Source organism: Francisella philomiragia subsp. philomiragia ATCC 25015 (genome assembly GCF_000156715.1).
Lineage (GTDB): Bacteria > Pseudomonadota > Gammaproteobacteria > Francisellales > Francisellaceae > Francisella > Francisella philomiragia.
The window spans coordinates 189,681-215,138 of record NZ_DS999311.1 but is presented as its reverse complement, the minus strand read 5'-3'; the positions used below and the strand labels follow the sequence as shown (position 1 = coordinate 215,138).

The following is a 25,458-nucleotide window of genomic DNA, read 5'->3' as shown; positions in this document are numbered from 1 at the left end:
TAAGTATTAATTATACCGGAGAGTTGTTGTGGACTTAAATATAAAATCTTTAGCTGGTGCAGAGGCTGGTGTAGTAGGTGTTGCAGAAGGAGTTTTTGCAGCAGACTATAATGAATCTCTAATTCATCAGGTTGTTGTTGCTTATATGGCAGGCGCTCGTCAAGGTACTAAAGCTCAAAAAACTAGATCAGAAGTGTCTGGTGGTGGAGCTAAGCCTTGGAGACAAAAAGGTACAGGTAGAGCAAGAGCGGGTACTATCCGTTCACCTATCTTCAGAAAGGGTGGTGTTACATTTGCAGCTAAGCCTAAAAGCTATAAGCAAAAAGTGAATCGTAAGATGTACTCAGGTGCAGTTAAATCTATATTATCTGAGCTTGTAAGATCAGATAGAATGACTGTGGTTGAGTCATTGAGATTAGAAACTCCAAAAACAAAAGAATTCAAAGCAATTGTGGATTCTTTAGGTGTTAAGGATGTTCTTTTTGTTGTTGGTGTGGAAGAGTTTAATGAAAATTTATACTTATCTTCTAGAAACCTTAAGAATGTAGCAGTATGTGATTCTGTGGAAATTAATCCAGTTTCTTTAGTTTGTTTTGAAAATGTGGTTTTCACTAAGCAAGCTATTAAAGAAATAGAGGAGAAGCTAGTATGAATTCTCAAGAAAAATTATTAAAGACAGTTGTGAGACCTCATGTTTCTGATAAGACTTATGGTTTATCAGATGCTAATTCAACTATAGTGTTCGAAGTAGCTAGAACTGCAACTAAGCAGGATGTAAAAAGTGCTGTAGAGAAGCTTTTTGAGGTAAAAGTTGAGTCTGTGAATATCCTTAACGTTAAGGGTAAAGCGCGTAGATTTGGTCGTGTTGAGGGTAGAACAAAAGCATGGAAGAAGGCTTATGTAAAACTTGCTGAAGGACATGACATCAATTTTGTTGGTGCAGAGTAACTTAAAGAAGGTTTATAATCATGATTGAAATAAAAAAAGCTAAACCTACTTCACCTGGCCGTCGCCACGTAGTGAGCGTAAAGAATACAGAATTACATACAGGTAAGCCATTCAAAGGTTTGGTAGAAGTTAAGAAAAGTAAAGCTGGTAGAAATAATACTGGTAGAATTACAGTTCGTCATCAAGGTGGCGGACATAAGCAGCATTATCGTATTGTTGACTTTAAGAGAAATAAAGATGATATCGTAGCTAAGGTTGAGAGAATCGAGTACGATCCTAACCGTAGTGCAAACATTGCATTAGTATTGTATGCTGATGGCGAGAGAAGATATATCATTGCTCCTAAGGGTCTAAAGAAAGATATGTCTGTTGTTTCAGGTGAAAAAGTAGATGTTGCGGTTGGTAACTGTATGCCTCTGAGAAATATTCCTCTAGGTACTGTTATTCACAACATTGAAATGAAGCCTAAAAAAGGTGCGCAAATGATTAGAAGTGCTGGAACTTTTGCTCAGTTGGTCGGTAAGGATAATGCTTACGCAATTATTCGTCTAAGATCGGGTGAGATGAGAAGGGTGCTTTTAGATTGTAGAGCGGTTATTGGTGTTGTTTCTAATTCTGAGCACAACTTGAAGTCTTTAGGTAAAGCTGGTGCGAAGCGCTGGAGAGGTATAAGACCTACTGTTAGAGGTGTGGCTATGAACCCAGTAGATCACCCACATGGTGGTGGTGAGGGTCGTACATCTGGTGGTAGACATCCAGTTACACCATGGGGTATCCCAACTAAAGGTTATAAGACGCGTAAAAATAAGCGTTCTAATAAGTTGATTGTTCAAAAACGTAAGTAATTAGGGAGAAAGTTGTGCCTCGTTCATTAAAAAAAGGACCTTTTGTAGATCATCATCTTTTAAAGAAGGTTTTTGAAGCGCAAGAAAGTAATTCTAAAAAGCCAATCAAAACATGGTCAAGAAGATCATTGATTGTGCCGGATATGATAGGTTTAACTATAGCTGTACATAACGGTCAGCAGCATGTGCCTGTTCTCATGACTGAAGAAATGGTAGGTCATAAGTTAGGTGAGTTCGCTGTTACTCGTAACTACCGTGGTCATGCAGCTGATAAAAAAGCTAAGAAGAAATAGTTGAGGTTAGGATACATGGAAGTACAAGCTAAATTAAAATTTGCAAAAATCTCAGCTCAAAAATGTAGATTGGTTGCTGATCAGATCAGAGGTCTACCTGTAGAGAAAGCTATTAATCTTTTGACTTTTAGCAATAAGAAAGCAGCAGTGTTGATTAAAGATGTTTTAAATTCAGCAATTGCTAACGCAGAACACAATGACGGTATGGATGTTGATTCTTTATTTGTTTCAACTGTATTTGTTGATGAGGGTCCTACTATGAAGCGTTTTGAAGCTAGAGCAAAAGGTCGTGGTAATCGTATTTTAAAGAGAACTTCACATATTACTGTGAAAGTTGCTGAGAAAAATTAAGAGGTGTAGTAAAAATGGGTCAAAAAGTAAATCCTAATGGAATTCGATTAGGCATAGTGAAAGAGCATAATTCAACTTGGTATGCTGACTCTTCTGACTACGCTACTAAGCTTAATGAAGATATTAAGGTTAGAGAGTTTTTACATAAGAAACTTGCTTCAGCTGCAGTTAGTAAAATCCAGATTGAGAGACCTGCTCAAAATGCTAAGATTACAATTCATACAGCAAGACCTGGAATTGTGATTGGTAAGAAAGGTGAAGATGTAGAGAAGCTTCGTGCTGATGTTAATAAGTTGATGGGTGTACCTGTACAGATTAATATCGAAGAAGTGCGTAAGCCAGAAATCGATGCTAAGTTGGTTGCTGATAGCGTAGCGCAGCAATTAGAAAAAAGAGTAATGTTCAGAAGAGCTATGAAAAAAGCTATGCAGGCTGCTATGAAATCTGGTGCTAAAGGTATCAAGATAATGGTTAGTGGTCGTTTAGGTGGTGCTGAGATTGCTCGTTCTGAGTGGGCTAGAGATGGTAGAGTTCCTCTACAAACTTTTAGAGCGGATGTGGATTATGCTACATCAAAAGCTTTGACTACTTATGGGATTATAGGTGTTAAAGTTTGGATCTATAAGGGTGAAGTTCTTCCTGGTCAAATGAATCAGAAAAATAATAAAAAAGGAGCTAAATAATGCTACAGCCTAAGCGTACAAAGTTTCGTAAACAACAAAAGATGCGTAATAGGGGCTTGGCTCACAGAGGTAACAAGGTAAGCTTTGGTGAGTTTGGTCTTCAAGCAACATCTAGAGGTAGAGTAACTGCTAGACAAATTGAGGCGGGAAGAAGAGCGATAAGTCGTCACATTAAGCGTGGTGGTAAGATCTGGATAAGAATTTTCCCTGATAAACCAATTACACAAAAGCCTCTTGAAGTTCGTATGGGTAAAGGTAAAGGTTCAGTTGAATATTGGGTAGCTCAAATTCAGCCGGGTCGTGTACTATATGAAATTACTGGTGTAAAAGAAGAATTAGCGCGTGAGGCTTTTGCTAGAGCAGCGGCTAAGATGCCAGTACAGACAACTTTTGTTGAAAAGCAGGTGATGTAATGAAAAGAAAAGATACTTTAAAAGATTTTAGAGGTAAAAGTATTGACCAATTGCAAGAAGCGAAAATAGAGTTATTGCAACAGTTATTTTCTCTTCGTATGCAGAAGGGTACAGGGCAATTAAAGAAAAATCACTTGTTCAAAAGTGCTAAAAGAGATATTGCTCGTATAAATACAATAATATCAGAAAAGAATAAATAGGTGCCTTGAAGATGAGCGATAAAATTAGATTGTTAGAAGGTAAAGTTTCTAGCGTAGCTATGGATAAAACTGTAGTTGTAAGAGCTGAAAGATATGTTAAGCACCCTTTATATGGTAAGTTTGTTAAAAAAACTACAAAATACTATGTTCATGATGAAAAAAATGAATGTAAAGAAGGTGATGTTATCAAGTTCAAAGAGACTAGACCATATTCGAAAACTAAGAAGTGGTGTCTAGTTGATATTATCAATAGAGAAAAATAATAAATTTGATTTTATTATAGTTTATTGGTATATTTATCGGACTGCAAAATACTCAGCAGTCCTGTATAATAATAATTAAGGGTTATTTGTATGATTCAAATGCAAACAGAACTTCAAGTTGCTGATAATAGTGGCGCTAAGAGAGTTGAATGTATTAAAGTTTTGGGTGGTTCGCACCGTAGATATGCATCTGTAGGAGATGTTATAAAAGTTACTGTGAAAGAAGCTGCTCCAAGAGGTAAAGCTAAAAAAGGATCTGTATATAATGCTGTTGTTGTGAGAACTGCTAAAGGTGTGCGTAGAAAAGATGGTTCTAAGGTCAGATTTGATGATAATGCAGCTGTGCTTCTAAACAATAATGGTCAGCCTATCGGAACTCGTATCTTTGGTCCTGTTACTAGAGAATTGCGTACAGAAAAGTTCATGAAGATCGTATCTTTAGCACCAGAAGTACTATAGTCATATTTATTGAGGTGTAGATAATGAATAGATTAAAAAAAGGCGATGATGTAATAGTTATTGCTGGTAAAGACAAGGGTCGTAGAGGCGTTGTTAAGTCATTCGCTAAAGGCGGTTCTTTAGTTTTAGTGGAAGGTATTAATATTGTTAAAAAACATGTTAAGCCTAATCCTAACAGAGGTGTAGAAGGTGGGGTTGTTGAAAAAGAACTTCCTGTTGATGCTTCTAACGTTGCTATCTTTAACCCTGCTACTGAGAAAGCAGATAGAGTGGGTTATAAGTTTGTTGATGAGAAAAAGGTTCGCTATTTTAAATCTAATGGCGAGCTTGTAGACTTATAGGACTAAGTTTTTATGGCAAGATTAAAAGATTATTATCAAAATGAGGTTGTAGCTAAGTTAAAGTCTGAGCTAAATCTAGATAATATAATGGAAGTGCCTGCTATTAAGAAAATAACTCTTAATATGGGTGTTGGTGATGCGGCAAAAGATAAAAAAATAATGACTTTTGCGTTAAATGATTTGACAGCTATTGCTGGTCAAAAACCAGTTGTTACTATGTCTAAGAAATCAATTGCTGGTTTCAAAATTCGTGACGGATGGCCTATAGGTGCTAAAGTTACACTGCGTGGTGAGCGTATGTATGAATTTTTAGATAGACTTATAACAATTGCTATTCCTAGAATTAGAGATTTTAGGGGTTTAAGTGCTAAATCTTTTGATGGAAGAGGTAATTATAGTCTAGGTATGAAAGAGCAGATCTCTTTTCCAGAAATTGATTATGACAAAATTGACTCTATCAGAGGTTTAGATATTTCGATAACTACTACAGCTAAAAATGATGATCAAGGAAGAGCTTTGCTTAAAGCATTTGGTTTTCCTTTTAAGTCTTAATTTAAATTGGGGTTTTAAATGGCAAAAAAATCAATGATTCAGAGAGAATTAAAGAGAGAGAAACTAGTAGCTAAATATGCTCAAAAAAGAGCTGAGCTTAAAGCTATTATTCTTGATATAAATTCTACTGAAGAACAAGTATGGGAAGCTCAAATTAAACTGCAAAAGTTACCGGTAAATTCTTCAGCTTCTAGAGTTCAAAGAAGATGTAAGGTTACAGGTAGACCACATGCTGTATACAGAAAGTTTGGCTTATGCCGTAATAAGCTTAGAGAGTATGCAATGGCAGGTGATGTTCCTGGTTTGAAAAAAGCTAGTTGGTAATAAGGAATTTAAGTTATGAGTATGCAAGATCCAATCGCGGATATGTTTACAAGAATTAGAAATGGTCTTTCTGCAGAGAAAGAAGTTGTTTCTGTACCATTCTCTAAAATGAAAATGGAAATCGCGAACTTTTTAGTTAACGAAGGTTATATTAAGGGTTGTTCTAAAGGTACAACTTTAGCTGGTCATCCTTCAATTGAGATTGAGCTTAAGTATCATGCTGGCGCTCCTGTGATTGAAATGATAAAAAGAGTTTCTAGACCAAGTTTGAGAATTTATAAATCTCATGAAGAGCTACCAAAAGTATATGGTGGTTTTGGCGTTGCTATCATTTCTACATCTAAGGGTTTAGTAAGTGATAGAAAAGCGAGAGATCTTGGTGTTGGTGGCGAAATTATCGGCTACGTAGCTTAAGTTAGCAAGGAGATTTGATATGTCAAGAATAGGTAAAAAACCTGTTGCTATCCCAAGTGGTGTTACGATAAATGTTGCTGCTGGAAATCAGGTTGAAGTTAAAAGCACTAAAGCAACTTTAAATAAGACTTTTTCTGCAGATGTAACTTTCAATATTGAAAATGGAGTTGCAACTGTATCACCTAAAAATAATAGCAAAAATGCTATTGCTCAATCTGGTACTGCAAGAGCAATACTTAACAATATGGTTGAGGGTGTAAGCAAAGGGTTTGAAAGAAAGCTTAAAATTATTGGTGTTGGTTACCGTGCTAAAGCTCAAGGTAGTGAACTAAATCTTACATTAGGTTTCTCACACCCAGTAGTTTACAAATTACCTCAGGGTATAACAGCTGAAACTCCAGCCCCTACAGAAATTATTCTAAAAGGAGCTGATAAAGAAGTTTTAGGTAAAGTAGCTTCTGAAATTAGAGAATATAGAAAACCTGAGCCATATAAGGGCAAAGGGGTTCGCTATGAAGATGAGTATGTAGCGAAAAAAGAAGCTAAGAAGAAGTAGTTAGGTAAGGGATAGTATTATTATGGATAAAAAAACTGCTCGTTTAAGTCGTAGTAAGCGTACTAGAATTAAACTAAAAGAGCTTGGTCATACTAGACTGTGTGTTTATAGAACGCCTAGACATGTATATGCTCAGGTTATATCTGGTGATGGCTCTACTGTATTAGCTGCTGCATCTACTGTAGAGAAAGATGTGAAAGCTAAATGTAAATATACAGGGAATGTTAATTCTGCTGCAATTGTTGGTGAGGTTATTGCTAACAGATGTAAGGAAAAGGGTATTTCACAGGTTGCTTTTGATAGATCTGGATATAAGTATCATGGACGTGTTAAAGCTTTAGCAGAAGCTGCTAGAGAGCATGGTCTTCAGTTTTAATAAATAAAATATGGATGATTATTCATTATGTCTAATGAAGTGAAAAAAAACGAAGAGCTGATTGAGAAGTTAGTTAGTGTTAAGAGACACTCAAAGACAGTTAAAGGTGGTAGAATTATGAGCTTTGCCGCTTTAACTGTTGTAGGTGATGGTAAAGGTAGAATTGGTGTTGGTAGAGGTAAGTCAAGAGAAGTGCCTGCTGCTATCCAAAAAGCTATGGAAAACGCTAAAAAGAACATGGTATCAGTTAACTTAAATAATGATACGTTATGGTACCCTGTAATGTCTAATCATGGTGCTTCTAAAGTATTTATGCAGCCAGCTTCTGCTGGTACTGGTATTATTGCTGGTGGTGCTATGCGTTCGGTTTTTGAAGCTGTTGGTGTACACAACGTTTTAGCAAAAACTTATGGCTCAACTAATCCAGCTAATGTTGTAAGAGCAACAATTGCAGGTTTGGCAAAAATTAAATCACCAGAAGAGATCGCTGAGAAAAGAGGTCTATCTGTTGAAGAGGTTCAGGGGTAATTAGAAATGACTCAAGCTAAAACTTTTAAAGTTACTTTAACAAAAAGCTTAATTGGTCGTAAAGAAAACCATATAGCATCAGCTAGAGGTTTAGGACTAAGAAAAATAAACCATACTGTTGAAGTATTAGATACTCCAGAGAATCGTGGTATGGCAAACAAAATATATTATATGGTTAAGATAGAGGGGTAGTATAAGATGAAATTAAATACAATTGCTCCTGCTGCTGGCTCTAAAAGTGCTCCTAAAAGACTAGGACGTGGTATTGGAAGTGGCTTAGGTAAAACTTCTGGTAAAGGTCATAAAGGTCAAAAAGCACGTTCAGGTGGCTATCATAAAGTAGGTTTTGAAGGCGGACAGATGCCTATACAAAGAAGATTACCAAAATTTGGTTTTACTTCTGCGTCAAAAAGATATGTTGCTGAAATCAGGTTGCATGAATTGAATAGTTTAGCTCTTGAAGAAGTAACAGTAGATACTTTAAAAGATTCTGGTCTTATAAGAAAAGATATCAAATCAGTAAAAATAATAGCTAGTGGAGAAATCCAAAAAGCTGTTAGCCTTAAGGGTATAGCTTGCACAAAAGGTGCTAAAGAAGCTATTGAAAAAGCTGGTGGTAAGGTAGAGTAAGATTTAAGATATGTCAAAGTATAATAGTGCTTCTGGTACAACAGGCGAATTAAAATCAAGACTAATCTTTGTAGTCATAGCTATATTGGTGTTTAGATTAGGAGTTTATATTCCTATACCAAATATTGATCCTACTAAATTAGTTGAGATTATATCAAATCAACACTCATCAACAGGTGGCTTGATGAGTATGTTTAATATGTTCTCTGGTGGCGCTCTTACTCAAATGAGTATCTTTGCATTGGGTGTGATGCCTTATATTTCGGCATCTATTATTTTTCAGATGCTTTCTGCTGTATATCCTAAGTTTATAGAGCTAAAAAAAGAAGGTGAGTCTGGTCAAAAGAAAATAACTCAATATACAAGATACTTAACACTTGCTTTGGCTATAGTACAATCATTTGGTATTGTTGCGTTTGTATTGCATCAGGATGGTTTAGTTACTACAAACAATATGGGGTTATTTTATTTGACCACAATTGTTTCTGTAACTACAGGTAGCATGTTCTTAATGTGGTTAGGTGAGCAAATTACAGAAAGAGGTGTAGGTAATGGTATATCACTACTAATCTTTTCTGGTATCGTTGCAAACTTGCCATTTGAGATCTCTAATACGCTATCACAAGCTAACCAGCATGTAATATCGTACTTATCTGTTTGGGTTCTATTGATACTTCTTTTGTTAGTAATCGCTTTTGTAGTATTTATGGAGAGTGCTCAAAGAAAAATTACAGTAAATTATGCAAAGAGACAGCAGGGTAGAAAAATGTTTGCTGCTCAAACTAGCCATTTGCCATTAAAGTTAAATATGGCGGGTGTGATCCCAGCGATCTTTGCATCATCAATACTTATGGTGCCTGGTGTATTGCTTGGTTGGTTGTCTAACTATAATTCACTTGGTTGGTTTGCTGATGTTGCAGAAATGTTGCAACCCGGTAGTATTGTATACACTGTAGTATTTGCTGCGACAATCATTTTCTTTTGTTTCTTCTATACTTCATTGGTTTTTAATCCAAAAGAAACAGCAGATAATCTTAAAAAATCTGGTGCTTACATTTCTGGTGTGAGACCTGGTGAGCAGACAGCTAAGTATATTGATGCAGTTATGACTAGACTAACTTTGGTTGGTTCGTTGTATATCACAGCTATATGTTTATTGCCAATTTTTGTGGTTAAGTTCTTTGCTCAAGGACTATCATTTACATTTGGTGGTACGTCTTTGCTAATTGTAGTGGTTGTGATGATGGACTTTATGGCTCAAGTTAGATCTCATATGATGTCAACACAATATGATTCTTTACTAAAGAAAGCAAATCTTAGTGGTAAGAGAAAATAGAGAAATATTTTTGGAGAAATATAATGAAAGTTAGAGCTTCAGTTAAAAAAATGTGTAGAAACTGTAAAGTTATCAAGCGTAACAGAGTCGTTCGTGTGATATGTACAGACCCTAGACATAAGCAAAGACAAGGTTAGTCAATCAAGCAAATTAAATAAAGCTTGATTATTTGTTTTTAAAAAGCTATCCTAGCAAGTTACAAAATGCAGCAGATAGCAACTAAATTAAGAATAATTATTAGGAGTGAAGTAGATGGCTCGTATAGCTGGTGTTAATATTCCTGTTCATAAACATACAGTGATAGGATTAACTTCAATTTATGGAATAGGTAAAACAAGAGCGCAACAAATTTGCCAATCTTGCAAAGTAGATCCAACTGTTAAGATTAAAGATTTGTCTGAAGAACAGATTGAAACTTTAAGAACAGAAGTTGCTAAGTTTACGGTAGAAGGTGATTTACGCCGTGAAGTTTCTATGGACATAAAAAGACTTATGGACTTAGGTTGCTTCAGAGGTAGAAGACATCGTCGTAGCCTTCCTGTAAGAGGACAGAGAACAAAGACTAATGCGCGTACTCGTAAAGGTCCAAGAAAGCCAATTAAGGCGTAATACAATTATAACTATAAAGATTAAAGGGTAGATTATATGGCTAAGTCTGTTAGATCATCAAAGAAAAAAGTAAAAAGAGTAGTGACTGATGCAGTTGCTCATATTTACTCATCTTTTAATAACACTATAGTAACTATTACTGATAGACAAGGTAATGCATTATCTTGGGCTACTTCTGGTGGTAGTGGCTTTAGAGGTTCAAGAAAAAGTACACCTTTTGCTGCTCAAGTAGCTGCTGAAAGAGCTGCTGATATCGCAGCTGAATATGGTGTTAAAAACGTAGATGTTTTAGTTAAAGGACCAGGTTCAGGTAGAGATTCTGCTGTTAGAGCTTTAAATGCTAAAAACTTAAAAGTAACAAGCATAACAGATGTGACTCCATTACCTCATAATGGTTGTCGTCCTCCTAAGAAACGTCGTGTTTAATATTTTAAAGGGAAATTAATAATGGCTAGATATCTAGGACCAAAATGTAAGCTTTCTAGAAGAGAAGGTACAGACTTATTTTTAAAAAGTGGCGTAAAAGCTAACGATGAAAAATGCAAAATGAATACTGCACCAGGTCAGCATGGAGCAAGAAGAGCGCGTCTATCTGACTATGGTTTACAGTTAAGAGAAAAGCAAAAAGTTCGTCGTATGTATGGTGTTTTAGAAGGTCAATTCAAAAAATACTATGTTGAAGCTAATAGAAGAAAAGGTAACACTGGTGCTACTTTACTAGAAATATTAGAATCAAGACTAGACAATGTTGTTTATAGAATGGGCTTTGCTGCTACACGTGCTGAAGCTAGACAGCTTGTTGTTCATAAAGGTATTATGCTTAATGGACATACTTGTAATGTGCCATCAGCTCAAGTTAAAGCTGGTGATGTAGTCGCAGTTAGAGAGAAATCTAAAAAACAGCTAAGAATTCAGAACGCTATTGAACTTGCTAAGCATAGAAAAGAACTTTCTTGGATTGATGTAAATACTGATTCTTTAGAAGGTACTATGAAGTCTTCACCAGACAGATCAGAATTATCTGCAGACATAAATGAACAATTAATCATCGAGCTTTACTCTAAGTAATAATTTATTATTTTTTAAAGACTCGTATATAGCCTTATTTCAAGGAGATTTTTTTAGTGAGTAATAATAATTCAAATCAGGAATTTGTACCTAATATACAGCTTAAAGAAGAGTTAGGGGCTTTTGGATATAAAATTCAAGTTTCTCCTGTAGAAAAAGGTATGGCTCATATCCTTGGTAACTCTATTAGAAGATTTTTGTTATCTTCATTATCAGGTGCTTCTATTATTAAAGTTAATATAGATGGTGTTCTTCATGAATATTCGACTTTAGAAGATGTTAAAGAGGATGTTGTTGAGATTGTTTCTAATTTAAAGAAGGTTGCAATAAAACTTGATAAAAATGTATCAAAAGTGGAATTAGAACTATCAGTAACTAAATCTGGCGTTGTGACTGCTGGTGATTTCAAAACTACTCAAGGTATTGAAATAATTAACAAGGATCAACCTATTGCTACTCTAACTAATGAGAGAAAGTTTAGTTTAACAGCTACTGTTAGCGTAGGTAGAAATGTTGGAATTCTTTCAGCATTACCAACTGAGCTTGAAAAAGTAGGAGATATAGCGGTAGATTCTGATTTTAATCCAATAAAAAGAGTTGCTTTTGAAATCTTTGATAATGGCACTAATGAAACTCTAGAAGTATTTGTGAAAACAAATGGTACTATCGAGCCACTAGTAGCTGTTACAAAAGCTCTTGAGTATTTCTGTGAACAGATATCTGTATTTGTATCTCTTAGAGTACCTAGTAATGGTAAAACAGGTGATGCATTGTTGGATTCTAATATTGATCCTATATTGCTTAAACCAATTGATGACCTAGAGTTAACGGTTAGATCATCTAATTGTTTGAGAGCTGAAAACATCAAGTATCTTGGTGACTTAGTACAGTATTCAGAATCACAACTTATGAAGATACCTAATTTAGGTAAAAAATCTTTAAATGAGATCAAGCAAATTTTAATAGACAATAACTTATCTCTAGGTGTTCAGATTGACAATTTTAGAGAACTAGTTGAAGGAAAATAACATATAGTAATCATATAATATTAACTATAAAGGAGTAATTACTATGAGACATCGTAAAAAAGGTAGTAAGTTTGGAAGAACTAGTAGTCATAGAAAAGCTATGTTTAAAAACATGTCAGCATCATTGATTAACCATGAGCTTATCAAAACTACTTTACCGAAAGCTAAAGAATTAAGAACAATAGTTGAGCCTTTAGTAACATTAGCTAAGAGAGAATTCAAACTAAGAAATGAATTAGATGTAAATTCTAATGAATTTAAAGCACAATCAGTTGCTCTTAGAAGACAAGCTTTTGATTTCTTAAGAAACAAAGCAGCTGTGACTAAGCTTTTTGAAGAGTTTGGTGCTCGTTATGCAGAAAGAGCAGGTGGTTATACTAGAATTCTTAAGTGTGGCTATAGATTCGGTGATAAAGCTCCTATGGCTTTCATTGAATTGGTTGATAGACCTCAAGTCGAAGAAGCTGTTGAAGCAGAATAATAATTTTTTCAATACTTTACATTCTCAATAAAATATTTCTATTTTAAATTTAACTAATAATTATAAAATTTTGTTAAACTCTTGATATAAGAGTTTTCGAAATGCTGTTATATGTTACAAAAAATTTACCAAAGTATAATTATTGTTTTTGTTGTTATAAATTCTTTCACTCTAATTGCTCAGATCGATTATGGAGATACTGATTATCTTAATTACATTAATATAACATTTTCGGCTATATTCTCTATTGAGTATATTATCAGATTAATTATTGCTCGTAGAAAGTTAGTTTTTATTTTTAGCTTTTATAATGTTATTGATTTCATAGCTATATTTCTACCATTAATATTATCGTTGTTTGGTATTAATTCTCATGAGTTAATAGTTTTGAGATTACTACGAGTATTCAAAATTTTCCAAAATACAGCGATAATGAATAGATTGATTAATGTTTTTAAGAAAATTTATTTAGAGCTATTGGTTTCATACTGCTTAATTTTTGTTATATTGATAATATCTTGTATCTTGATGTTCTATGCTGAGCATGAAGCTCAACCTCAGGTTTTTTCATCTATATCTAATACTTTGTGGTGGGGTGTTATTACTCTAACAACAGTAGGTTATGGAGATATGTATCCAATTACACTCTTAGGTAGGTTAATAGCAGCAATAGTTTCTATGTTGGGAATTGGAGTTTTTGCTATTCCAAGTGGTTTGATTGGAGGTGCTTTTATTGATGAAATACGTCAAGAAAGAGAATTAACTGCTAAAAATAAACAAAAAGTAGAATAATTATCTAAAAATGCATTTTTATATGCTAAAAAATCTTGAAAAAATAGTAATAACTCTCATATACATACTTGTCATAAAGTTATTTGAAAAAGTATAACAAAAGAGGGTTATATAAATGTCAGAGAAAAAATATACATTTGAAACAGAAGTTGATAAATTACTTCATCTTGTGATTCATTCATTATATTCAAATCGTGAGATATTCTTAAGAGAGCTTGTATCTAATAGTTCTGATGCTATAGAAAAGCTAAGATATGAGAGTATCTCAAATGCAGCTTTGAATGAAGATGATACTGATTATGCTATTAGAATTGATTTTGATAAAGATGCAAAAACAATTACTGTTAGTGATAATGGTATTGGTATGACTGAAGAAGAAGTTATTGAAAACCTTGGTACAATTGCAAAGTCTGGAACGAAGAAGTTTTTAGAAAGTCTAACTGGCGACAAGAGTAAAGATAACGAGTTGATAGGTCAGTTTGGTGTTGGTTTTTATTCATCATTTATTGTTGCTGATAAAGTTACAGTTAGAACTAGGAAAGCAGGGCAAGATAAATCTCAAGCTACTAAATGGGTTTCTGATGCTCAAAATGGTTTCACAGTTGAGACTATTACAAAAGAGAAGCGTGGTACAGAAATAACTCTTCATATTAAAGAAGATCAGTTAGATCTACTAGATTATCATTTATTAAAAGGTTTGGTTAATAAATACTCAGATTGTATCAATACGCAAATTCAAATGAAGAAAGTTGAGCATGATAAAGATGGTAAACAAATTATCAAAGATGAGTATGAAACAGTAAATAATACTAAGGCTATATGGCTAAGATCAAAAGATGAAGTGACTGATGAGGAATATCAAGAGTTCTATAAGTATATTTCCCATGATTTTGCCGATGCTTTAATGTGGATACATAATAAGGTTGAAGGTAATCTTGAATATAATAGCCTACTTTATATTCCACAAAATAAACCTTTTGATTTCTGGAACAGAGATAAAGACTATGGTCTATCACTGTATGTACGTAGAGTCTTTATTATGGAGAATAAGGAATTATTACCTCCATATTTAAGATTTGTTAAGGGTGTGATTGATTCTGCTGATTTACCACTTAATGTATCACGTGAGATATTACAGCATAATAAAGTTATTGATAAGATTAAAAAAGCAATAACGACTAAAATCCTAAGCGAACTTAAGAAGCTAGCTAGTAAAGATACAGAAAAATATCAAAAGTTCTGGGATAGTTTTGGTCAGGTGTTGAAAGAAGGTGTTTCTGATGATTACTCAAACAAAGAAAAGATCGCGGGCTTATTAAGATTTGCGACTACTGAAAGTGGTGATGCTAAGCAAACAGTTTCTTTAGCAGACTATATCTCTCGCATGAAAGAGGGGCAAGATACTATCTACTATATTACATCAGATAGTTATAAGGCTGCTGTAAATAATCCGCAACTTGAAGCATTCAAGAAGAAAGGTATTGAAGTTATCTTGATGACAGATAGAATCGATGAATGGATGATGTCTACTTTGACTGAGTTTGATGGTAAGCATATGAAGTCTATTATTAAAGGTGATATCGATCTTGATAAATTTGAGACTCCAGAGAACAAAGAGAAATTTGAGAAAGAAGCGAAAGACTTTGAGAAAGTTTTAAAAGAAATTAAAGAAGTTCTAAAAGATAAGGTTGAAGATGTACGCTTGTCTAAGCGTTTGACAGATTCTCCAAGCTGTGTGGTTGTAAATGACTATGGTATGAGTCTACACATGCAGAAGATGATGGAAGAAGCTGGTCAAGGATTTATGCCTGGTATGGGTATGAAGCCTATCTTAGAGCTTAATGCAGAACATAATTTAGTTCAAAAGCTTAAAAATGAAGCAGATACAGAAATATTTGCTGATTTATCTGAGCTTTTACTTCTTCAGGCGATGTTTGTTGAAGGTGCTAAGATAGAAGATCCAATGGCTTTTGTTAAGCTTGTGAATAAATATATAAAATAGTATTTCTTTTATTCTTTTTTCTAAATTGTCTTCTTTAGAAGTATATCTTTTTAATTCGTTTTAATATTTCCCAATATCATATATAAAAGTGCTTTTTGCACAAATTTTCTATTTAAACTTTGTTGGAAGATAGCAGAACATTTATCATCTGGGAGATCTTCGCTAACTTCTTTGCCTCTTTCCATAGGCATACAATGCATAAAGATAGCATTATCATTTGCATATGACATTAGCTCTTTATTTACCTGAAATCCTGCAAAAGCATCTTCTGCTGTTGGTTCAAAGCCCATGCTACACCAAACATCAGTATATACAGCATCACATCCTTTGACAGCTTCTTTAGGGTCATCAAAACATTTAACAATACTTAGATCTTGAAGTTGATCTAAAATCTTTTGATCTGGTTTATGACCTTTTGGACAAGCGTAGTGTACCTCTAAGCCGATAGTATTAGCTAATAATAACAAACTGTATAAGATATTGTTAGAATCACCTATATAAGCTATTTTTAGGGAGTCTAAACTACCAAAAACTTCTTTTAATGTTAGTAAGTCTGCTAATGTTTGACAAGGATGATATAAATCTGTCAAGGCATTTATAATTGGAACTTTAGAGTAAGAAACCATTTCCTCAACATCGCTATCAGCGAAAGTTCTAATAACAACGGCAGAACAATAGTTTTGTATAACTCTAATAAAATCTTTAGGCTGTTCATTTTTTCTAGAGGCAGAGACGCTCTCGATTAGATTACCACCCATCTCGATAATAGCAGCAGAAAAACTAAAACGAGTTCTAAGAGATGGTTTATCAAAAATCAGTGCAATTATCTTATCTTTTAAGGCATTGTTATATTTTTGAGGGTTAGTTTTCATATCTTGGGCTATTTGAATTATATTTTCAAAATCCTTAGTTGTTATTTCTGCCCCTGAAAGTAGATGATTAAAAGATAGGTTTTTCATATTCCTCCTCCAAATACACAAGTTGTTCCTAGTTCTTCTGCATTAAATAATATTTTTTTGGTTAAAATTTGCTCTTGATTACCATTTAGTATGCTGATGGTTTTCTTTGAGCAATTTAAAAAGTTTTTTATTGAGTCAAGCTTGATACTCATTCCACCAACAGCTGTTTTATTTTCAATTAGTTTTGAAATATCTTTTACAGATAGGCTTTTGATTAAATTACCATTATTATCAAGTACACCATTTTGATCAGTTATATAGATAAGCTCATCGACATCACAAATAATAGCTAGCTCTGATGCAACATTATCTGCATTGACATTTACTGACTCAAATTTATCAGTAAGACAAATCGTTGCAACTATAGGTATTAGCCCTTGAGGTAGAGCTTTTAGAATAACTGTAGGATCAACATCTTTGACTAAACCGACATAGCCATATTTATCTTTATCGATTAGGCTACAAGTAATTAAGTTACTATCCTCACCAGATATGCTAATACCATCTAAATTGATACTACTAAACATTTGCGAGAGCTTTTTGTTAACTCTGTATAGAGCCATCTGAATTATCTCCATATGTTCTTTTGGAGTAACTCTAAAACCATCTAGAAATTTTGTTTGAACATTGTGCTTTTCTAGACACTTGGTTATAAATTTACCACCACCGTGGACAATGATTATTTCTGCCCCAGCTTCTTTTAGGTTTTTTATATCAATACATAGGTTTTTCATCACTTTTTCATCTTCAAGTACTGAGCCACCTAGTTTTATTAAGATTCTTTTATTTGCTAATTCTTTCATGATAAATAATCCGCATTTATATTTACATATTGCTGAGTTAGATCACAGCCCCATGCTATTGCTTGTTGGTTTCCTTGAGAAAATGTAACATCAATGGTTACAGTATCTTCTTTCATGGCATTTTTAAGATTTGTTAAATCATCTGAAACAGGTAGACCATTTGCGAAGATTTTTTGTCCTTGCATAAATATCTGACAACTTTCTAGAGTTTGCTCATCTATATCAACTTCGCCAATTTTTGCTAAAACTCTTCCCCAATTTGGAGATTCGCCATATATGGCTGTTTTGACTAAAGAGCTAGAGATTATTTTCTTTGCTAACTCTTTGGAAAGTGTTTCATCGTTTAGACCTGTAACTTTTGCCTCGATAAGCTTGGTTGCTCCTTCGCCATCACGAGCTATGCTTTTAGCTAAAATCACAGCTATTTCATGTAATGCTTCTTTAAATATATTTATATCTTCATTAGATGAAACCTCAATACCACTTACGCCATTTGCCAGCATAAATACACAATCATTAGTAGACATATCACCATCTACTGAGATCATATTGAAACTGTTATCACTTGACTCTCTAAGGATTTCTTGAGCTAAACGAATATCTATATCAGCATCTGTGAGAAAATATCCAAGCATTGTTGCCATATTTGGGTTTATCATTCCAGAACCTTTGCAAATTCCAGTAATTGTGATTTCCCCTGTGGATAGCTGTATTTTCTTATAGACAGATTTAGGTAATAGGTCTGTTGTTAGTATTGAGATTGCAAATTTATCAGCAATATTCGATACGCTGTTTATTAGTTTTGGTATAGCAGATGTTATTTTATCAATAGATATTTGCTGACCAATAACACCTGTTGAAGCGATCAAGACTTGCTCAGATGAACAGTTTAGTTCTGTCGCTAAACTATCAACTACTTGCTGGTTGTGTTGATCGCCTATTTCTCCTGTAGCGGCATTGGCTTGACCACTATTTGTAATGATCGCTTTGATATTATCTGCTGGTAACAAATTCATGCAATATTTAACTGGTGCGGCTTTACATTTGTTTTTTGTAAAAACTCCTACAGCTTTACAGTTTTTTTCTGAAATTATAACTCCTAGATCTGGACGATAGAGCCTAACACCACAATTTACACCACCTGCTAAAAATCCTTTTGGTAATTTTGTTCTAAATAAGCTCTCCATATCTATCTCCTTTTTTATAATCCTGTGGTTATAGGAAGCCCGTAATAATTGTTTAAATTCTCAATTGCTTGAGTAACAGCGCCTTTAAATAAATTGTCTATAAAAGAAAAAACTATGATTTTATTATTTTTAATCGAAAATCCTAAATGAGTGTTGGGTGTGCCAACGATACCTTTAATTGATAAAAATGATGATACTTCTGTACTATCTGTCTCTGCTGCTATATCAATGAATTTAAATAAAGGGTACTCAGCATATTCTTTGTTATAAGCATCACTAACTAAATCACTAATATTCTCTTCTGAAGTTGTAGATTCTAAATTTAAATCAGCATAAATTGTCATCGCAATGCCAGAATGAATCGGTAACATACTTGTGTTGAAATAAAGCTCATCTTCTTTAATATCAAACTCTGTTAAAGCTTTTAGAATCTCAGGAATATGTTGATGTTTACCAATCTTATATGGAAAAAAGTTGTTAAGCATCTCTGAGAACATTAAATCTTGTCTTGGTTTTTTCCCTGCTCCAGAGACTCCTGATTTGGCATCTATAATTATATTGTTGGGTTTTATTAGATTATGCTTTAATAGGGGAAGTAGTGATAATAATGCGCATGTCGCATAGCATCCAGGGTTCGCTATTATAGTATCTTGCTGAGTAAATTTAACATATGGGGAAAGTCCATATTTTGCACCTTGTTCTATTCCTTCAATAGAGTGAGATAATCCATACCAAGATACTAATAAACCTTTATCTAGTCTAAAAGCTCCGCTTAAATCTAAGACCTTTGTTTTTATATTCTTCTCATAGAGTTTTTGTAGTATCTTTATAGAAATCTCTGCTGGTGTAGCTAATAATAAAAAATCCACATCGAAGTTTTCAGCACTTAATTCATCCAAAGAATATGTGTATTCTTTATTTTCTTGCTTAGATATTCCTAAGCTCCCAGCTAATTCAAAATTTGGGTGTTTACTTATTAATTCTTTAAGAAGCTGTCCGGTGTAACCATTTATTCCAGCTATGCATATTTTCGAAATCATTATTTATCCACAACTAATAATATTTGATGAACACTGTAACATTTTAAAAACTTGCTGTGAATAATTATTTACCAAAAAAGAATAAAAATTTACAATAAAGGTTAATTTGTGTTTATTTATTCATTTATTATGGGGGAGAAAGTTATGAAAGCAGTTATTGATATTACAAAGCAGTATGGTGCAAATATAGTAGCATCCATGCCTATAAATATAGTTAAAGGGGAAAATGCTTACGTATATGATGGTTTGGGTAAAAAATATATTGATATGGCAACAGGTATTTCATCTGTAAATTTTGGACATAATAACCCTAAAATTTTGTCAGCTCTGTTTGAGCAAGTGAATAAAATTTCAGTTGTGCCAAGACTTTTTCACAATGAGCCGTTGGCAAATTTATTAAAAAAAGCTTGTGAGCTAACAAATATGGATAAGGCTATAGTTATGAATAGCGGTGCTGAAGCCATAGAAACGGCAATAAAAGTAGCTAGAAAGTGGGGATATGTAAAAAAGCAGATTCCAGATGGTTTGGTAGAGATAATAACGTTTGATAATAGCTTTCATGGTAGAACAATAACGGCAATAGGGACATCATCGAATCATGTGTATAAAGATAAGTTTGGTCCAATGCCTCAAGGTTTTATCTCAATACCTTATAATGACTTAGATGCCCTTGAAAAAGCTATTACAAAAAATACAGCAGCAATAATTATTGAGCCTATCCAAGGTGAGGGTGGAGTGATTATTCCAGATGAGGAGTATTTGTATAAGTGCCAAGAAATTTGCAAAAAGAATAATGTGTTGTTTATTCTAGATGAGATACAAACAGGTATGGGGCGTACTGGCAAAAATTTTGCTAAAGAGCATTATGGTTTAGATCCTGATGGGATGACATTGGGGAAATCTTTGGGAGGAGGAGTTTTACCTATTTCACTATTTCTAGGCAAAGAAGATCTTATGGAAGTGTTACACCCTGGCGATCATGGTAGTACTTTTGGAGGGAATCCATTGGCTTCTGCGGTGGCGTATAAGGCTCTTAATATTTTGGATGAAGAGGCTTTAGCTGATAGAGCAGGAGTTTTAGGAAGCTTATTTGTAGATCAGTTAAAAAAAATAAATTCTAAATATATCCAAGAAATAAGAGCAAAAGGCTTATTTATTGCTTTGCAAATATATCCGCAATATTTTGAGAGCTTTTATCAAGAACTTTTAAATCTAGGAATACTTGCTGTAAAAACTAGAAATAATACTATTCGTTTATTGCCACCACTAACTATAGACAGAGAAACTCTTATTGAAACTATAAATATATTAAAAAATCTAAAACTTTGAAAATAAGAAGTTTTCTATGTTTGTTTTTAGTTTTTTAATATTTTTGATTGATGATGGAGCAACAAAAATTGTATCATCTCCAGCTACTATACCGATTATTTCAAAGCTATTTTTGTTGTAGTCTAAAGTTCTAGCAACTAATTGTGCAGCACCTGGAGCAGTATCTATTACTACAACAGCTTCATTTGCGTCAATTTTGATAACTAATGATGAAATATTATCAGTCATTATCGGAGGAGCTGGCTCATTAGGTATTCTATATACTAGAGTGCTTTTTTCATTTTTGACTTTAACGGCACCAATTTTTTTGAGCATTCTATTAACTTTTGACTGGCTAGCACTATAGCCTAAGCCCTCCAAAGTATCACAGATATCGTTCTGAGAAGAAAATTCTTTGCTAAGAATGAGCTGTCTTAAATCGTTATAAATATCAGATTTATCCATAAATTTTCCTTAAATAAACTAACTTCAGCTTTCGTTATTTTAACGATATTGAGATATCGCAATTATAAGCTTTTCAGAAGAATATATCTATTTTTTGCAAAAATACTAGAATTATTTATTTAGTTTAAGTTTGATAGCTACATAAGCATCACGGAAAGACAGACCTTGTTCTACTAATTTATATACTTCTTCGGTAGCATACAAGTCAGGGGTCATCGCTTGCTCTAGCTTATCTATATGAACATTCAAATCCTTGATTGTTGAGTTAAATAATAAAGCGGTATCTTCGATTAGAGTTATAGCTTCAAAGAATGGTAGTTTTGTTAGTTGGTAGTCACGATTATAACCACTAGGGACACTATCAATTATAGACGTGATTTGTTGGAGGTAACCTTGATACAGTTTTGCATTGCCTCTCATAATTTCAAATAAATCATAATTACGCTTTTGAGGCATAATTGATGACCCTGTCGTATATGAGTTGCTTAGACTAAAGTAATCAAATTCTGCCATTGTAAATAACATCATATCATTAGCAAATCTTGAGTAGATGCTTATAGGGTTTGAGAATGTTTGTAGTGCCAGCTTTTCAAAATATCCTCTAGAGAATGCACAATAAATAGGGTTGTCTTGTGTTCTATTAAAGCCAAGTAGTTCGGTAGTATATTCTTTATCATGTTTGAAGTTGCTGATACCAAATCCTGATGCTGATCCTAGGGGGTTTTGGTTAATAACTTTGCTAGTAGCTGATATTAATAATAGAGTGTCTGCTAGCGCATCAGCAAAAGAACCCAACCAAGTTGCAACCGTAGTTGGCATTGCTTTTTGCATGTGCGTATAGCCAGGCATGGGTATGTTTTTGAATTTACTAGCTTTAGAGCGAAGAGTGTAGATATTCTCTTGAATAGTTTTTTCTAAGAATTGAATCTTATCTATCATGAAAAGACGTAGCATCACTAATGACTGATCATTTCTACTTCTACCTGTGTGTATCTTTTTGCCAACTTCACCATAATGCGTACATAAATACTGTTCAATTGCAGTATGACCATCTTCTTGATCTTGAGTTATTCTAAATTCATTGTTAGATAGGAGCTCTTGTATTTCTTGTAATCCTTTTTTGAGAAGATTAAGTTCATCTTTAGTAATGACTTTCATCTTATAAAGCATTTTTGCATGAGCTAAACTAGCTTGTAGATCGTATTTTAATAGTTTCTGATCAAGTATATAGTCTTGACCTACAGTATATTTTTCAACTATAGGTAAGAGCTTATCTGTTTCTGTTTGCCAAAGTTTTTTGCTCATAATATTATTTCTTATTTTTCATTATTGAATATGCTGTACGTTGAGCTAAGCTATGAAGTTCTATAAATCCGGCAGAAGCATTATGATTAAATAAATCGCCACCAGCTTCAAAAGTTGCTAACTCAGGTTTTAGCATAGAAAATGGTGATTCGACGGCTACTACTTCTATATTACCTTTATATAAAGATACAGTCACTTTTCCTGTTACTTTTTTATTTTGCTCTTCGATAAATGCAAGAATATTATTCATAACAGGGTTATACCATTCAGCAGCGTAAGCAAGGTAAGCCCATTTGTTGTCCATAAATGTTTTTAGCTCATTTTCCTGACGGGTAGAAACAAGTTGCTCAAGCTTTTTGTGAGCAGCTATTATAATGCTAGCACCTGGGTTTTCATAAATACCTCTAACTTTTAGACCAATCAATCTATCTTCAATAAGGTTAAATACCCCAACACCATGTTCGCCACCTATTTTATTAGATTGCATTATTAGCTCTGCTAAAGGCATAGCTTTTCCATCTAGCTTGGTTGGTATACCTTCGACAAACTCTAGGGTAATATTTTGTGGTTTATCAAGGGCATTTTCGGGAGTCTTACACCATTGTAAGATAGCCTCTTTAGGAGCAATTAAATTTGAATGTTCTATTTCGCCACCTTCTGCGGTATTACCCCACATATTTTCATCATATGAGTATGGCTTGTCTTTTTGTTGCTTAACTGGAATACCATGTTTTTCGGCATATTCTAATTCTTGTTCTCTTCCCATTCCCCATTCTCTAACAGGGGCGATTGTTTTTATATTATCATCTAATGTTGTTAGATAGCTTTCAAAACGAATTTGATCATTGCCTTTGCCCGTACAGCCATGGGCAACCACTTGGCAATCATATTTCTTAGCTACTTCAACAGCTATTTCTGAAATAATAACTCTGCCAAGAGGAGTTGAAAGAGCATAACCACCTTGATAATCAGCATTTGCTTTAATAGCTTTGCTTATAACCTCATCTGCAAAACGATCTTTGGCATCATATACCACAGCATCTATCGCACCTAAGTTGATAGCTTTTTGTTTTATTTGTTCTAGATTATCAGCAACTTGACCAATATCTATAGTTAAAGCAACAACTTCAACACCATATTCCTCTTGAATCCATTTGAGCATGACTGATGTGTCAAGACCACCTGAGTATAATAGAAGACAACGTGTAAAATCACCTTTTTTTGCTTCATGACTTGCAACTTTTTGATATGAAATAGACATTTTAATTACCAATTATTTTGAATATTTATTCATTTTATCAAATTAATATTTGACATCAAGGATTTTATCGCGGCTATAGTGAATAAATATTTATATGGTTGTAGCTTTATTTGTACCCTATATACACAGCTATAATTATCATAATAGTACTTAAAGTCATTAGATAGAGATAGAATTTAAAGATGAATTTTAGCCATAGCCCATAAGGTATCCTAGCAACACCAAGCACAGCCATAAGTGTAGCTGATGTAGGCATTAAGCAATGTGTCCAGCCATCACCAAGTTGGAATGCTAAGACAGCAATTTGCCTACTTAGGCCCGTTAGGTCTGCTAATGGTGACATAATTGGCATGGTAAGAGCTGCTTGACCTGAGCCAGATGTGACAAAGAAATTAAATATCGATTGGAAGAAAAACATCCCTATAGCAGATACATATTCATTGGTGCCTGAGATGGCTTCTGAAGCATAGTGTAATATAGTGTTTAGCATTGTGTAATCTTGAGGATTAGAGCCTCCCATAAGATATATCAGACCATAAGCAAAACCAATGATTAAACAGACAGGCAAAAGATCTTTGGCACCATTTTTGAAAGCATCAATAGCAATGCTTAAGTTCATGCCATTTACTTTACCAACTATAGCAAACAGTCCAGTTAATAGTCCTAGTATTGTAAAAAGTGTCGCAATTTCTGGGATATAATAGCCTAGCTCTACTACGCCATACACTAGCCATATTATCGTAGCGATTAAACTCAAGAGTATTAACCATGAGTATATACACATTTTTTGTGTTTGCTCTAAACTATGTTCATCAGAATTTCTATAGAAATTATCATAAATATACATAGGTGAGGATTGAGGTTTCTTTTGTATTTTTAGTGCATAGATGATTGCAAAAATACTTATAGATAGAGTAAATATAAACCACATAATAATTCTAAAAAGGCTACCTGATAATATTGGAATTTCTGCAATTCCTTGAGCAATACTAACTGAGAAAGGGTTCATCCAAGAAGTTGCAAACCCAATTTGAGTTGCTAAGTAGATAACCACAGTGCAAGTCAGAGCGTCAAACCCAATAAGTACAAAAATTGGCACAAGCAACATTATAAAAGGAATCGTTTCCTCTCCCATACCAAATACAGCGCCACCTAAAGAAAAAATAAAACATAAAACGGGTAGTAGAATGATTTTGTTATTTTGGAATTTATTCACTACTCTGAGAATTGATTGATCAATAACTTTTGTTTTAAGAAGAACTCCGAAAGAGCCTCCTATAATTAATAAGAAAGCTATAATTGCAACAGCACCACCATCTTTTGAGCCTGAAGTTATACCATCATATATAAAATTAGTAAAACCTCGACTTTGACTATTTTCAGTTGCAAAGACTTTGACAGGAGATGTTTCTGGATTACCTTGAGAATCTAATTTATATTGAAAGCTATCAGCAACTAATACATTTCTAGAATATGTTTGACCATCTGAAGAGTATTGAATTTTTTTTACATCAAACTTGCCAACTGGTATGAAATAGCTTGTGATAGCTACGAGGATCGCGATACAGAATAGTATTACTAAAGTATCAGGCATTTGTATTTTTTTTTGACTTCTCATCTATGGAATAATTTTATTAT

Annotated in this window: 37 protein-coding genes; 29 read left to right on the top strand and 8 right to left on the bottom strand. The window is 33.8% G+C overall.

The features are described from left to right. The first annotated feature begins 28 nt into the window (after positions 1–28). The 28 genes from rplD to htpG all read left to right on the top strand — a co-directional run bounded on the left by rplD (position 29) and on the right by htpG (position 15,492). Entirely contained in the window at positions 29–652 is a 624-nt protein-coding gene (gene rplD, locus FTPG_RS01385; RefSeq protein ID WP_004286616.1) for a 50S ribosomal protein L4, read from the top strand. Beyond that, positions 649–948 carry a 50S ribosomal protein L23 gene (gene rplW / locus FTPG_RS01380; RefSeq protein ID WP_004286615.1) on the top strand — a complete coding sequence of 100 codons (300 nt, stop codon included), beginning with the start codon at positions 649–651 and terminating at the stop codon, positions 946–948. Before rplD ends, rplW begins: the two co-directional genes overlap by 4 nt. 20 nt (positions 949–968) lie before the next feature. After that, positions 969–1,793, top strand: a complete 825-nt coding sequence (gene rplB, locus FTPG_RS01375; protein WP_004286614.1) for a 50S ribosomal protein L2 — start codon at positions 969–971, stop codon at positions 1,791–1,793. Between the two features lie 14 nt (positions 1,794–1,807). Further along, on the top strand, positions 1,808–2,086 hold the full coding sequence (gene rpsS / locus FTPG_RS01370; protein WP_004286613.1) for a 30S ribosomal protein S19: 279 nt from the start codon (positions 1,808–1,810) through the stop codon (positions 2,084–2,086). A gap of 15 nt (positions 2,087–2,101) precedes the next feature. Further along, positions 2,102–2,437, top strand: coding sequence for a 50S ribosomal protein L22 (rplV, locus tag FTPG_RS01365; protein WP_012280033.1), 336 nt, complete (start codon positions 2,102–2,104; stop codon positions 2,435–2,437). Positions 2,438–2,451: 14 nt separating this feature from the next. Continuing rightward, on the top strand, positions 2,452–3,120 hold the full coding sequence (rpsC, locus tag FTPG_RS01360; protein WP_004286611.1) for a 30S ribosomal protein S3: 669 nt from the start codon (positions 2,452–2,454) through the stop codon (positions 3,118–3,120). After that, positions 3,120–3,533: a 50S ribosomal protein L16 gene (gene rplP, locus FTPG_RS01355; RefSeq protein WP_004286610.1), complete on the top strand. Its 414-nt coding sequence runs from the start codon at positions 3,120–3,122 to the stop codon at positions 3,531–3,533. The genes rpsC and rplP overlap by 1 nt, the downstream gene beginning before the upstream one ends. After that, complete coding sequence (gene rpmC, locus FTPG_RS01350; RefSeq protein ID WP_004286609.1) at positions 3,533–3,733, top strand: 50S ribosomal protein L29; 201 nt, start codon at positions 3,533–3,535, stop codon at positions 3,731–3,733. The genes rplP and rpmC overlap by 1 nt, the downstream gene beginning before the upstream one ends. Before the next feature lie 11 nt (positions 3,734–3,744). Continuing rightward, a complete protein-coding gene (gene rpsQ, locus FTPG_RS01345; RefSeq protein WP_004286608.1) occupies positions 3,745–3,996 on the top strand; it encodes a 30S ribosomal protein S17 in 252 nt (83 codons plus the stop codon). Positions 3,997–4,086: 90 nt separating this feature from the next. Beyond that, positions 4,087–4,455, top strand: a complete 369-nt coding sequence (rplN, locus tag FTPG_RS01340) for a 50S ribosomal protein L14 (protein ID WP_004286607.1) — start codon at positions 4,087–4,089, stop codon at positions 4,453–4,455. 23 nt (positions 4,456–4,478) lie between these two features. Then, positions 4,479–4,796, top strand: coding sequence for a 50S ribosomal protein L24 (gene rplX / locus FTPG_RS01335; protein ID WP_004286606.1), 318 nt, complete (start codon positions 4,479–4,481; stop codon positions 4,794–4,796). Positions 4,797–4,808: 12 nt separating this feature from the next. After that, entirely contained in the window at positions 4,809–5,348 is a 540-nt protein-coding gene (rplE, locus tag FTPG_RS01330) for a 50S ribosomal protein L5 (RefSeq protein ID WP_004286605.1), read from the top strand. Between the two features lie 18 nt (positions 5,349–5,366). Next, positions 5,367–5,672, top strand: coding sequence for a 30S ribosomal protein S14 (gene rpsN, locus FTPG_RS01325; protein WP_004286604.1), 306 nt, complete (start codon positions 5,367–5,369; stop codon positions 5,670–5,672). A gap of 15 nt (positions 5,673–5,687) precedes the next feature. Beyond that, a complete protein-coding gene (gene rpsH / locus FTPG_RS01320; RefSeq protein ID WP_004286603.1) occupies positions 5,688–6,086 on the top strand; it encodes a 30S ribosomal protein S8 in 399 nt (132 codons plus the stop codon). Between the two features lie 19 nt (positions 6,087–6,105). Beyond that, complete coding sequence (gene rplF, locus FTPG_RS01315) at positions 6,106–6,642, top strand: 50S ribosomal protein L6 (protein ID WP_004286602.1); 537 nt, start codon at positions 6,106–6,108, stop codon at positions 6,640–6,642. 22 nt (positions 6,643–6,664) lie between these two features. Then, positions 6,665–7,018: a 50S ribosomal protein L18 gene (gene rplR, locus FTPG_RS01310; RefSeq protein WP_004286601.1), complete on the top strand. Its 354-nt coding sequence runs from the start codon at positions 6,665–6,667 to the stop codon at positions 7,016–7,018. Positions 7,019–7,045: 27 nt separating this feature from the next. Further along, positions 7,046–7,546: a 30S ribosomal protein S5 gene (rpsE, locus tag FTPG_RS01305; protein WP_004286600.1), complete on the top strand. Its 501-nt coding sequence runs from the start codon at positions 7,046–7,048 to the stop codon at positions 7,544–7,546. Between the two features lie 6 nt (positions 7,547–7,552). Further along, positions 7,553–7,738, top strand: coding sequence for a 50S ribosomal protein L30 (gene rpmD, locus FTPG_RS01300; RefSeq protein WP_004286599.1), 186 nt, complete (start codon positions 7,553–7,555; stop codon positions 7,736–7,738). Between the two features lie 6 nt (positions 7,739–7,744). Further along, a complete protein-coding gene (rplO, locus tag FTPG_RS01295) occupies positions 7,745–8,176 on the top strand; it encodes a 50S ribosomal protein L15 (protein WP_004286598.1) in 432 nt (143 codons plus the stop codon). 10 nt (positions 8,177–8,186) lie between these two features. Further along, on the top strand, positions 8,187–9,512 hold the full coding sequence (gene secY / locus FTPG_RS01290) for a preprotein translocase subunit SecY (protein WP_004286597.1): 1,326 nt from the start codon (positions 8,187–8,189) through the stop codon (positions 9,510–9,512). 23 nt (positions 9,513–9,535) lie between these two features. Continuing rightward, entirely contained in the window at positions 9,536–9,649 is a 114-nt protein-coding gene (gene rpmJ, locus FTPG_RS01285; RefSeq protein ID WP_003017816.1) for a 50S ribosomal protein L36, read from the top strand. A 115-nt stretch (positions 9,650–9,764) separates the two neighbouring features. Continuing rightward, on the top strand, positions 9,765–10,121 hold the full coding sequence (gene rpsM, locus FTPG_RS01280) for a 30S ribosomal protein S13 (protein ID WP_004286596.1): 357 nt from the start codon (positions 9,765–9,767) through the stop codon (positions 10,119–10,121). A gap of 36 nt (positions 10,122–10,157) precedes the next feature. Then, entirely contained in the window at positions 10,158–10,547 is a 390-nt protein-coding gene (gene rpsK, locus FTPG_RS01275; RefSeq protein WP_004286595.1) for a 30S ribosomal protein S11, read from the top strand. A gap of 21 nt (positions 10,548–10,568) precedes the next feature. Then, positions 10,569–11,189, top strand: a complete 621-nt coding sequence (rpsD, locus tag FTPG_RS01270; RefSeq protein ID WP_004286594.1) for a 30S ribosomal protein S4 — start codon at positions 10,569–10,571, stop codon at positions 11,187–11,189. Between the two features lie 56 nt (positions 11,190–11,245). Then, complete coding sequence (locus FTPG_RS01265; RefSeq protein WP_004286593.1) at positions 11,246–12,217, top strand: DNA-directed RNA polymerase subunit alpha; 972 nt, start codon at positions 11,246–11,248, stop codon at positions 12,215–12,217. A 43-nt stretch (positions 12,218–12,260) separates the two neighbouring features. Next, positions 12,261–12,698, top strand: coding sequence for a 50S ribosomal protein L17 (rplQ, locus tag FTPG_RS01260; protein WP_004286592.1), 438 nt, complete (start codon positions 12,261–12,263; stop codon positions 12,696–12,698). Positions 12,699–12,809: 111 nt separating this feature from the next. Beyond that, entirely contained in the window at positions 12,810–13,490 is a 681-nt protein-coding gene (locus FTPG_RS01255; protein ID WP_004286591.1) for an ion transporter, read from the top strand. A 115-nt stretch (positions 13,491–13,605) separates the two neighbouring features. Beyond that, positions 13,606–15,492, top strand: coding sequence for a molecular chaperone HtpG (gene htpG, locus FTPG_RS01250; RefSeq protein ID WP_004286590.1), 1,887 nt, complete (start codon positions 13,606–13,608; stop codon positions 15,490–15,492). A 50-nt stretch (positions 15,493–15,542) separates the two neighbouring features. On the opposite strand, the gene argF is transcribed toward htpG, so the two are convergent. The 4 genes from argF to argC are packed head-to-tail and all read right to left on the bottom strand — an operon-like array spanning position 15,543 to position 19,481. Next, positions 15,543–16,451: an ornithine carbamoyltransferase gene (argF, locus tag FTPG_RS01245; protein ID WP_035722095.1), complete on the bottom strand. Its 909-nt coding sequence runs from the start codon at positions 16,449–16,451 to the stop codon at positions 15,543–15,545. Continuing rightward, positions 16,448–17,254 (bottom strand): acetylglutamate kinase, encoded by an 807-nt coding sequence (argB, locus tag FTPG_RS01240; protein WP_035722092.1) that lies wholly within the window; start codon positions 17,252–17,254, stop codon positions 16,448–16,450. The genes argF and argB overlap by 4 nt, the downstream gene beginning before the upstream one ends. Further along, positions 17,251–18,441, bottom strand: coding sequence for a bifunctional glutamate N-acetyltransferase/amino-acid acetyltransferase ArgJ (gene argJ, locus FTPG_RS01235; protein ID WP_004286588.1), 1,191 nt, complete (start codon positions 18,439–18,441; stop codon positions 17,251–17,253). Before argJ ends, argB begins: the two co-directional genes overlap by 4 nt. Positions 18,442–18,455: 14 nt before the next feature. Then, positions 18,456–19,481 (bottom strand): N-acetyl-gamma-glutamyl-phosphate reductase, encoded by a 1,026-nt coding sequence (gene argC, locus FTPG_RS01230; protein WP_004286587.1) that lies wholly within the window; start codon positions 19,479–19,481, stop codon positions 18,456–18,458. A gap of 144 nt (positions 19,482–19,625) precedes the next feature. Here argC and rocD point away from each other — a divergent pair, with 144 nt between their 5' ends. Further along, positions 19,626–20,810, top strand: a complete 1,185-nt coding sequence (gene rocD, locus FTPG_RS01225; protein ID WP_035722089.1) for an ornithine--oxo-acid transaminase — start codon at positions 19,626–19,628, stop codon at positions 20,808–20,810. On the opposite strand, the gene FTPG_RS01220 is transcribed toward rocD, so the two are convergent. The 4 genes from FTPG_RS01220 to yfcC form a co-directional block, all read right to left on the bottom strand. Then, complete coding sequence (locus FTPG_RS01220; RefSeq protein ID WP_004286585.1) at positions 20,799–21,254, bottom strand: arginine repressor; 456 nt, start codon at positions 21,252–21,254, stop codon at positions 20,799–20,801. The genes rocD and FTPG_RS01220 overlap by 12 nt on opposite strands. Before the next feature lie 111 nt (positions 21,255–21,365). Next, positions 21,366–22,559, bottom strand: a complete 1,194-nt coding sequence (gene argH, locus FTPG_RS01215; RefSeq protein ID WP_004286584.1) for an argininosuccinate lyase — start codon at positions 22,557–22,559, stop codon at positions 21,366–21,368. Between the two features lie 4 nt (positions 22,560–22,563). Continuing rightward, entirely contained in the window at positions 22,564–23,820 is a 1,257-nt protein-coding gene (locus FTPG_RS01210; RefSeq protein ID WP_004286583.1) for an argininosuccinate synthase, read from the bottom strand. A 106-nt stretch (positions 23,821–23,926) separates the two neighbouring features. After that, positions 23,927–25,438: a putative basic amino acid antiporter YfcC gene (gene yfcC, locus FTPG_RS01205; protein ID WP_004286582.1), complete on the bottom strand. Its 1,512-nt coding sequence runs from the start codon at positions 25,436–25,438 to the stop codon at positions 23,927–23,929. Positions 25,439–25,458 lie beyond the last annotated feature (20 nt).

Bases quoted from the DNA above. Each gene is read 5' to 3' on its own strand.
- rplW (WP_004286615.1), top strand. From the start codon at position 649: ATGAATTCTCAAGAAAAATTATTAAAGACAGTTGTGAGACCTCATGTT.
- rplB (WP_004286614.1), top strand. From the start codon at position 969: ATGATTGAAATAAAAAAAGCTAAACCTACTTCACCTGGCCGTCGCCAC.
- rplV (WP_012280033.1), top strand. From the start codon at position 2,102: ATGGAAGTACAAGCTAAATTAAAATTTGCAAAAATCTCAGCTCAAAAA.
- rpsC (WP_004286611.1), top strand. From the start codon at position 2,452: ATGGGTCAAAAAGTAAATCCTAATGGAATTCGATTAGGCATAGTGAAA.
- rplP (WP_004286610.1), top strand. From the start codon at position 3,120: ATGCTACAGCCTAAGCGTACAAAGTTTCGTAAACAACAAAAGATGCGT.
- rpmC (WP_004286609.1), top strand. From the start codon at position 3,533: ATGAAAAGAAAAGATACTTTAAAAGATTTTAGAGGTAAAAGTATTGAC.
- rpsQ (WP_004286608.1), top strand. From the start codon at position 3,745: ATGAGCGATAAAATTAGATTGTTAGAAGGTAAAGTTTCTAGCGTAGCT.
- rplN (WP_004286607.1), top strand. From the start codon at position 4,087: ATGATTCAAATGCAAACAGAACTTCAAGTTGCTGATAATAGTGGCGCT.
- rplX (WP_004286606.1), top strand. From the start codon at position 4,479: ATGAATAGATTAAAAAAAGGCGATGATGTAATAGTTATTGCTGGTAAA.
- rplE (WP_004286605.1), top strand. From the start codon at position 4,809: ATGGCAAGATTAAAAGATTATTATCAAAATGAGGTTGTAGCTAAGTTA.
- rpsN (WP_004286604.1), top strand. From the start codon at position 5,367: ATGGCAAAAAAATCAATGATTCAGAGAGAATTAAAGAGAGAGAAACTA.
- rpsH (WP_004286603.1), top strand. From the start codon at position 5,688: ATGAGTATGCAAGATCCAATCGCGGATATGTTTACAAGAATTAGAAAT.
- rplF (WP_004286602.1), top strand. From the start codon at position 6,106: ATGTCAAGAATAGGTAAAAAACCTGTTGCTATCCCAAGTGGTGTTACG.
- rplR (WP_004286601.1), top strand. From the start codon at position 6,665: ATGGATAAAAAAACTGCTCGTTTAAGTCGTAGTAAGCGTACTAGAATT.
- rpsE (WP_004286600.1), top strand. From the start codon at position 7,046: ATGTCTAATGAAGTGAAAAAAAACGAAGAGCTGATTGAGAAGTTAGTT.
- rpmD (WP_004286599.1), top strand. From the start codon at position 7,553: ATGACTCAAGCTAAAACTTTTAAAGTTACTTTAACAAAAAGCTTAATT.
- rplO (WP_004286598.1), top strand. From the start codon at position 7,745: ATGAAATTAAATACAATTGCTCCTGCTGCTGGCTCTAAAAGTGCTCCT.
- secY (WP_004286597.1), top strand. From the start codon at position 8,187: ATGTCAAAGTATAATAGTGCTTCTGGTACAACAGGCGAATTAAAATCA.
- rpmJ (WP_003017816.1), top strand. From the start codon at position 9,536: ATGAAAGTTAGAGCTTCAGTTAAAAAAATGTGTAGAAACTGTAAAGTT.
- rpsM (WP_004286596.1), top strand. From the start codon at position 9,765: ATGGCTCGTATAGCTGGTGTTAATATTCCTGTTCATAAACATACAGTG.
- rpsK (WP_004286595.1), top strand. From the start codon at position 10,158: ATGGCTAAGTCTGTTAGATCATCAAAGAAAAAAGTAAAAAGAGTAGTG.
- rpsD (WP_004286594.1), top strand. From the start codon at position 10,569: ATGGCTAGATATCTAGGACCAAAATGTAAGCTTTCTAGAAGAGAAGGT.
- rplQ (WP_004286592.1), top strand. From the start codon at position 12,261: ATGAGACATCGTAAAAAAGGTAGTAAGTTTGGAAGAACTAGTAGTCAT.
- FTPG_RS01255 (WP_004286591.1), top strand. From the start codon at position 12,810: ATGTTACAAAAAATTTACCAAAGTATAATTATTGTTTTTGTTGTTATA.
- htpG (WP_004286590.1), top strand. From the start codon at position 13,606: ATGTCAGAGAAAAAATATACATTTGAAACAGAAGTTGATAAATTACTT.
- argF (WP_035722095.1), bottom strand. From the start codon at position 16,451: ATGAAAAACCTATCTTTTAATCATCTACTTTCAGGGGCAGAAATAACA.
- argB (WP_035722092.1), bottom strand. From the start codon at position 17,254: ATGAAAGAATTAGCAAATAAAAGAATCTTAATAAAACTAGGTGGCTCA.
- argJ (WP_004286588.1), bottom strand. From the start codon at position 18,441: ATGGAGAGCTTATTTAGAACAAAATTACCAAAAGGATTTTTAGCAGGT.
- argC (WP_004286587.1), bottom strand. From the start codon at position 19,481: ATGATTTCGAAAATATGCATAGCTGGAATAAATGGTTACACCGGACAG.
- rocD (WP_035722089.1), top strand. From the start codon at position 19,626: ATGAAAGCAGTTATTGATATTACAAAGCAGTATGGTGCAAATATAGTA.
- FTPG_RS01220 (WP_004286585.1), bottom strand. From the start codon at position 21,254: ATGGATAAATCTGATATTTATAACGATTTAAGACAGCTCATTCTTAGC.
- argH (WP_004286584.1), bottom strand. From the start codon at position 22,559: ATGAGCAAAAAACTTTGGCAAACAGAAACAGATAAGCTCTTACCTATA.
- FTPG_RS01210 (WP_004286583.1), bottom strand. From the start codon at position 23,820: ATGTCTATTTCATATCAAAAAGTTGCAAGTCATGAAGCAAAAAAAGGT.
- yfcC (WP_004286582.1), bottom strand. From the start codon at position 25,438: ATGAGAAGTCAAAAAAAAATACAAATGCCTGATACTTTAGTAATACTA.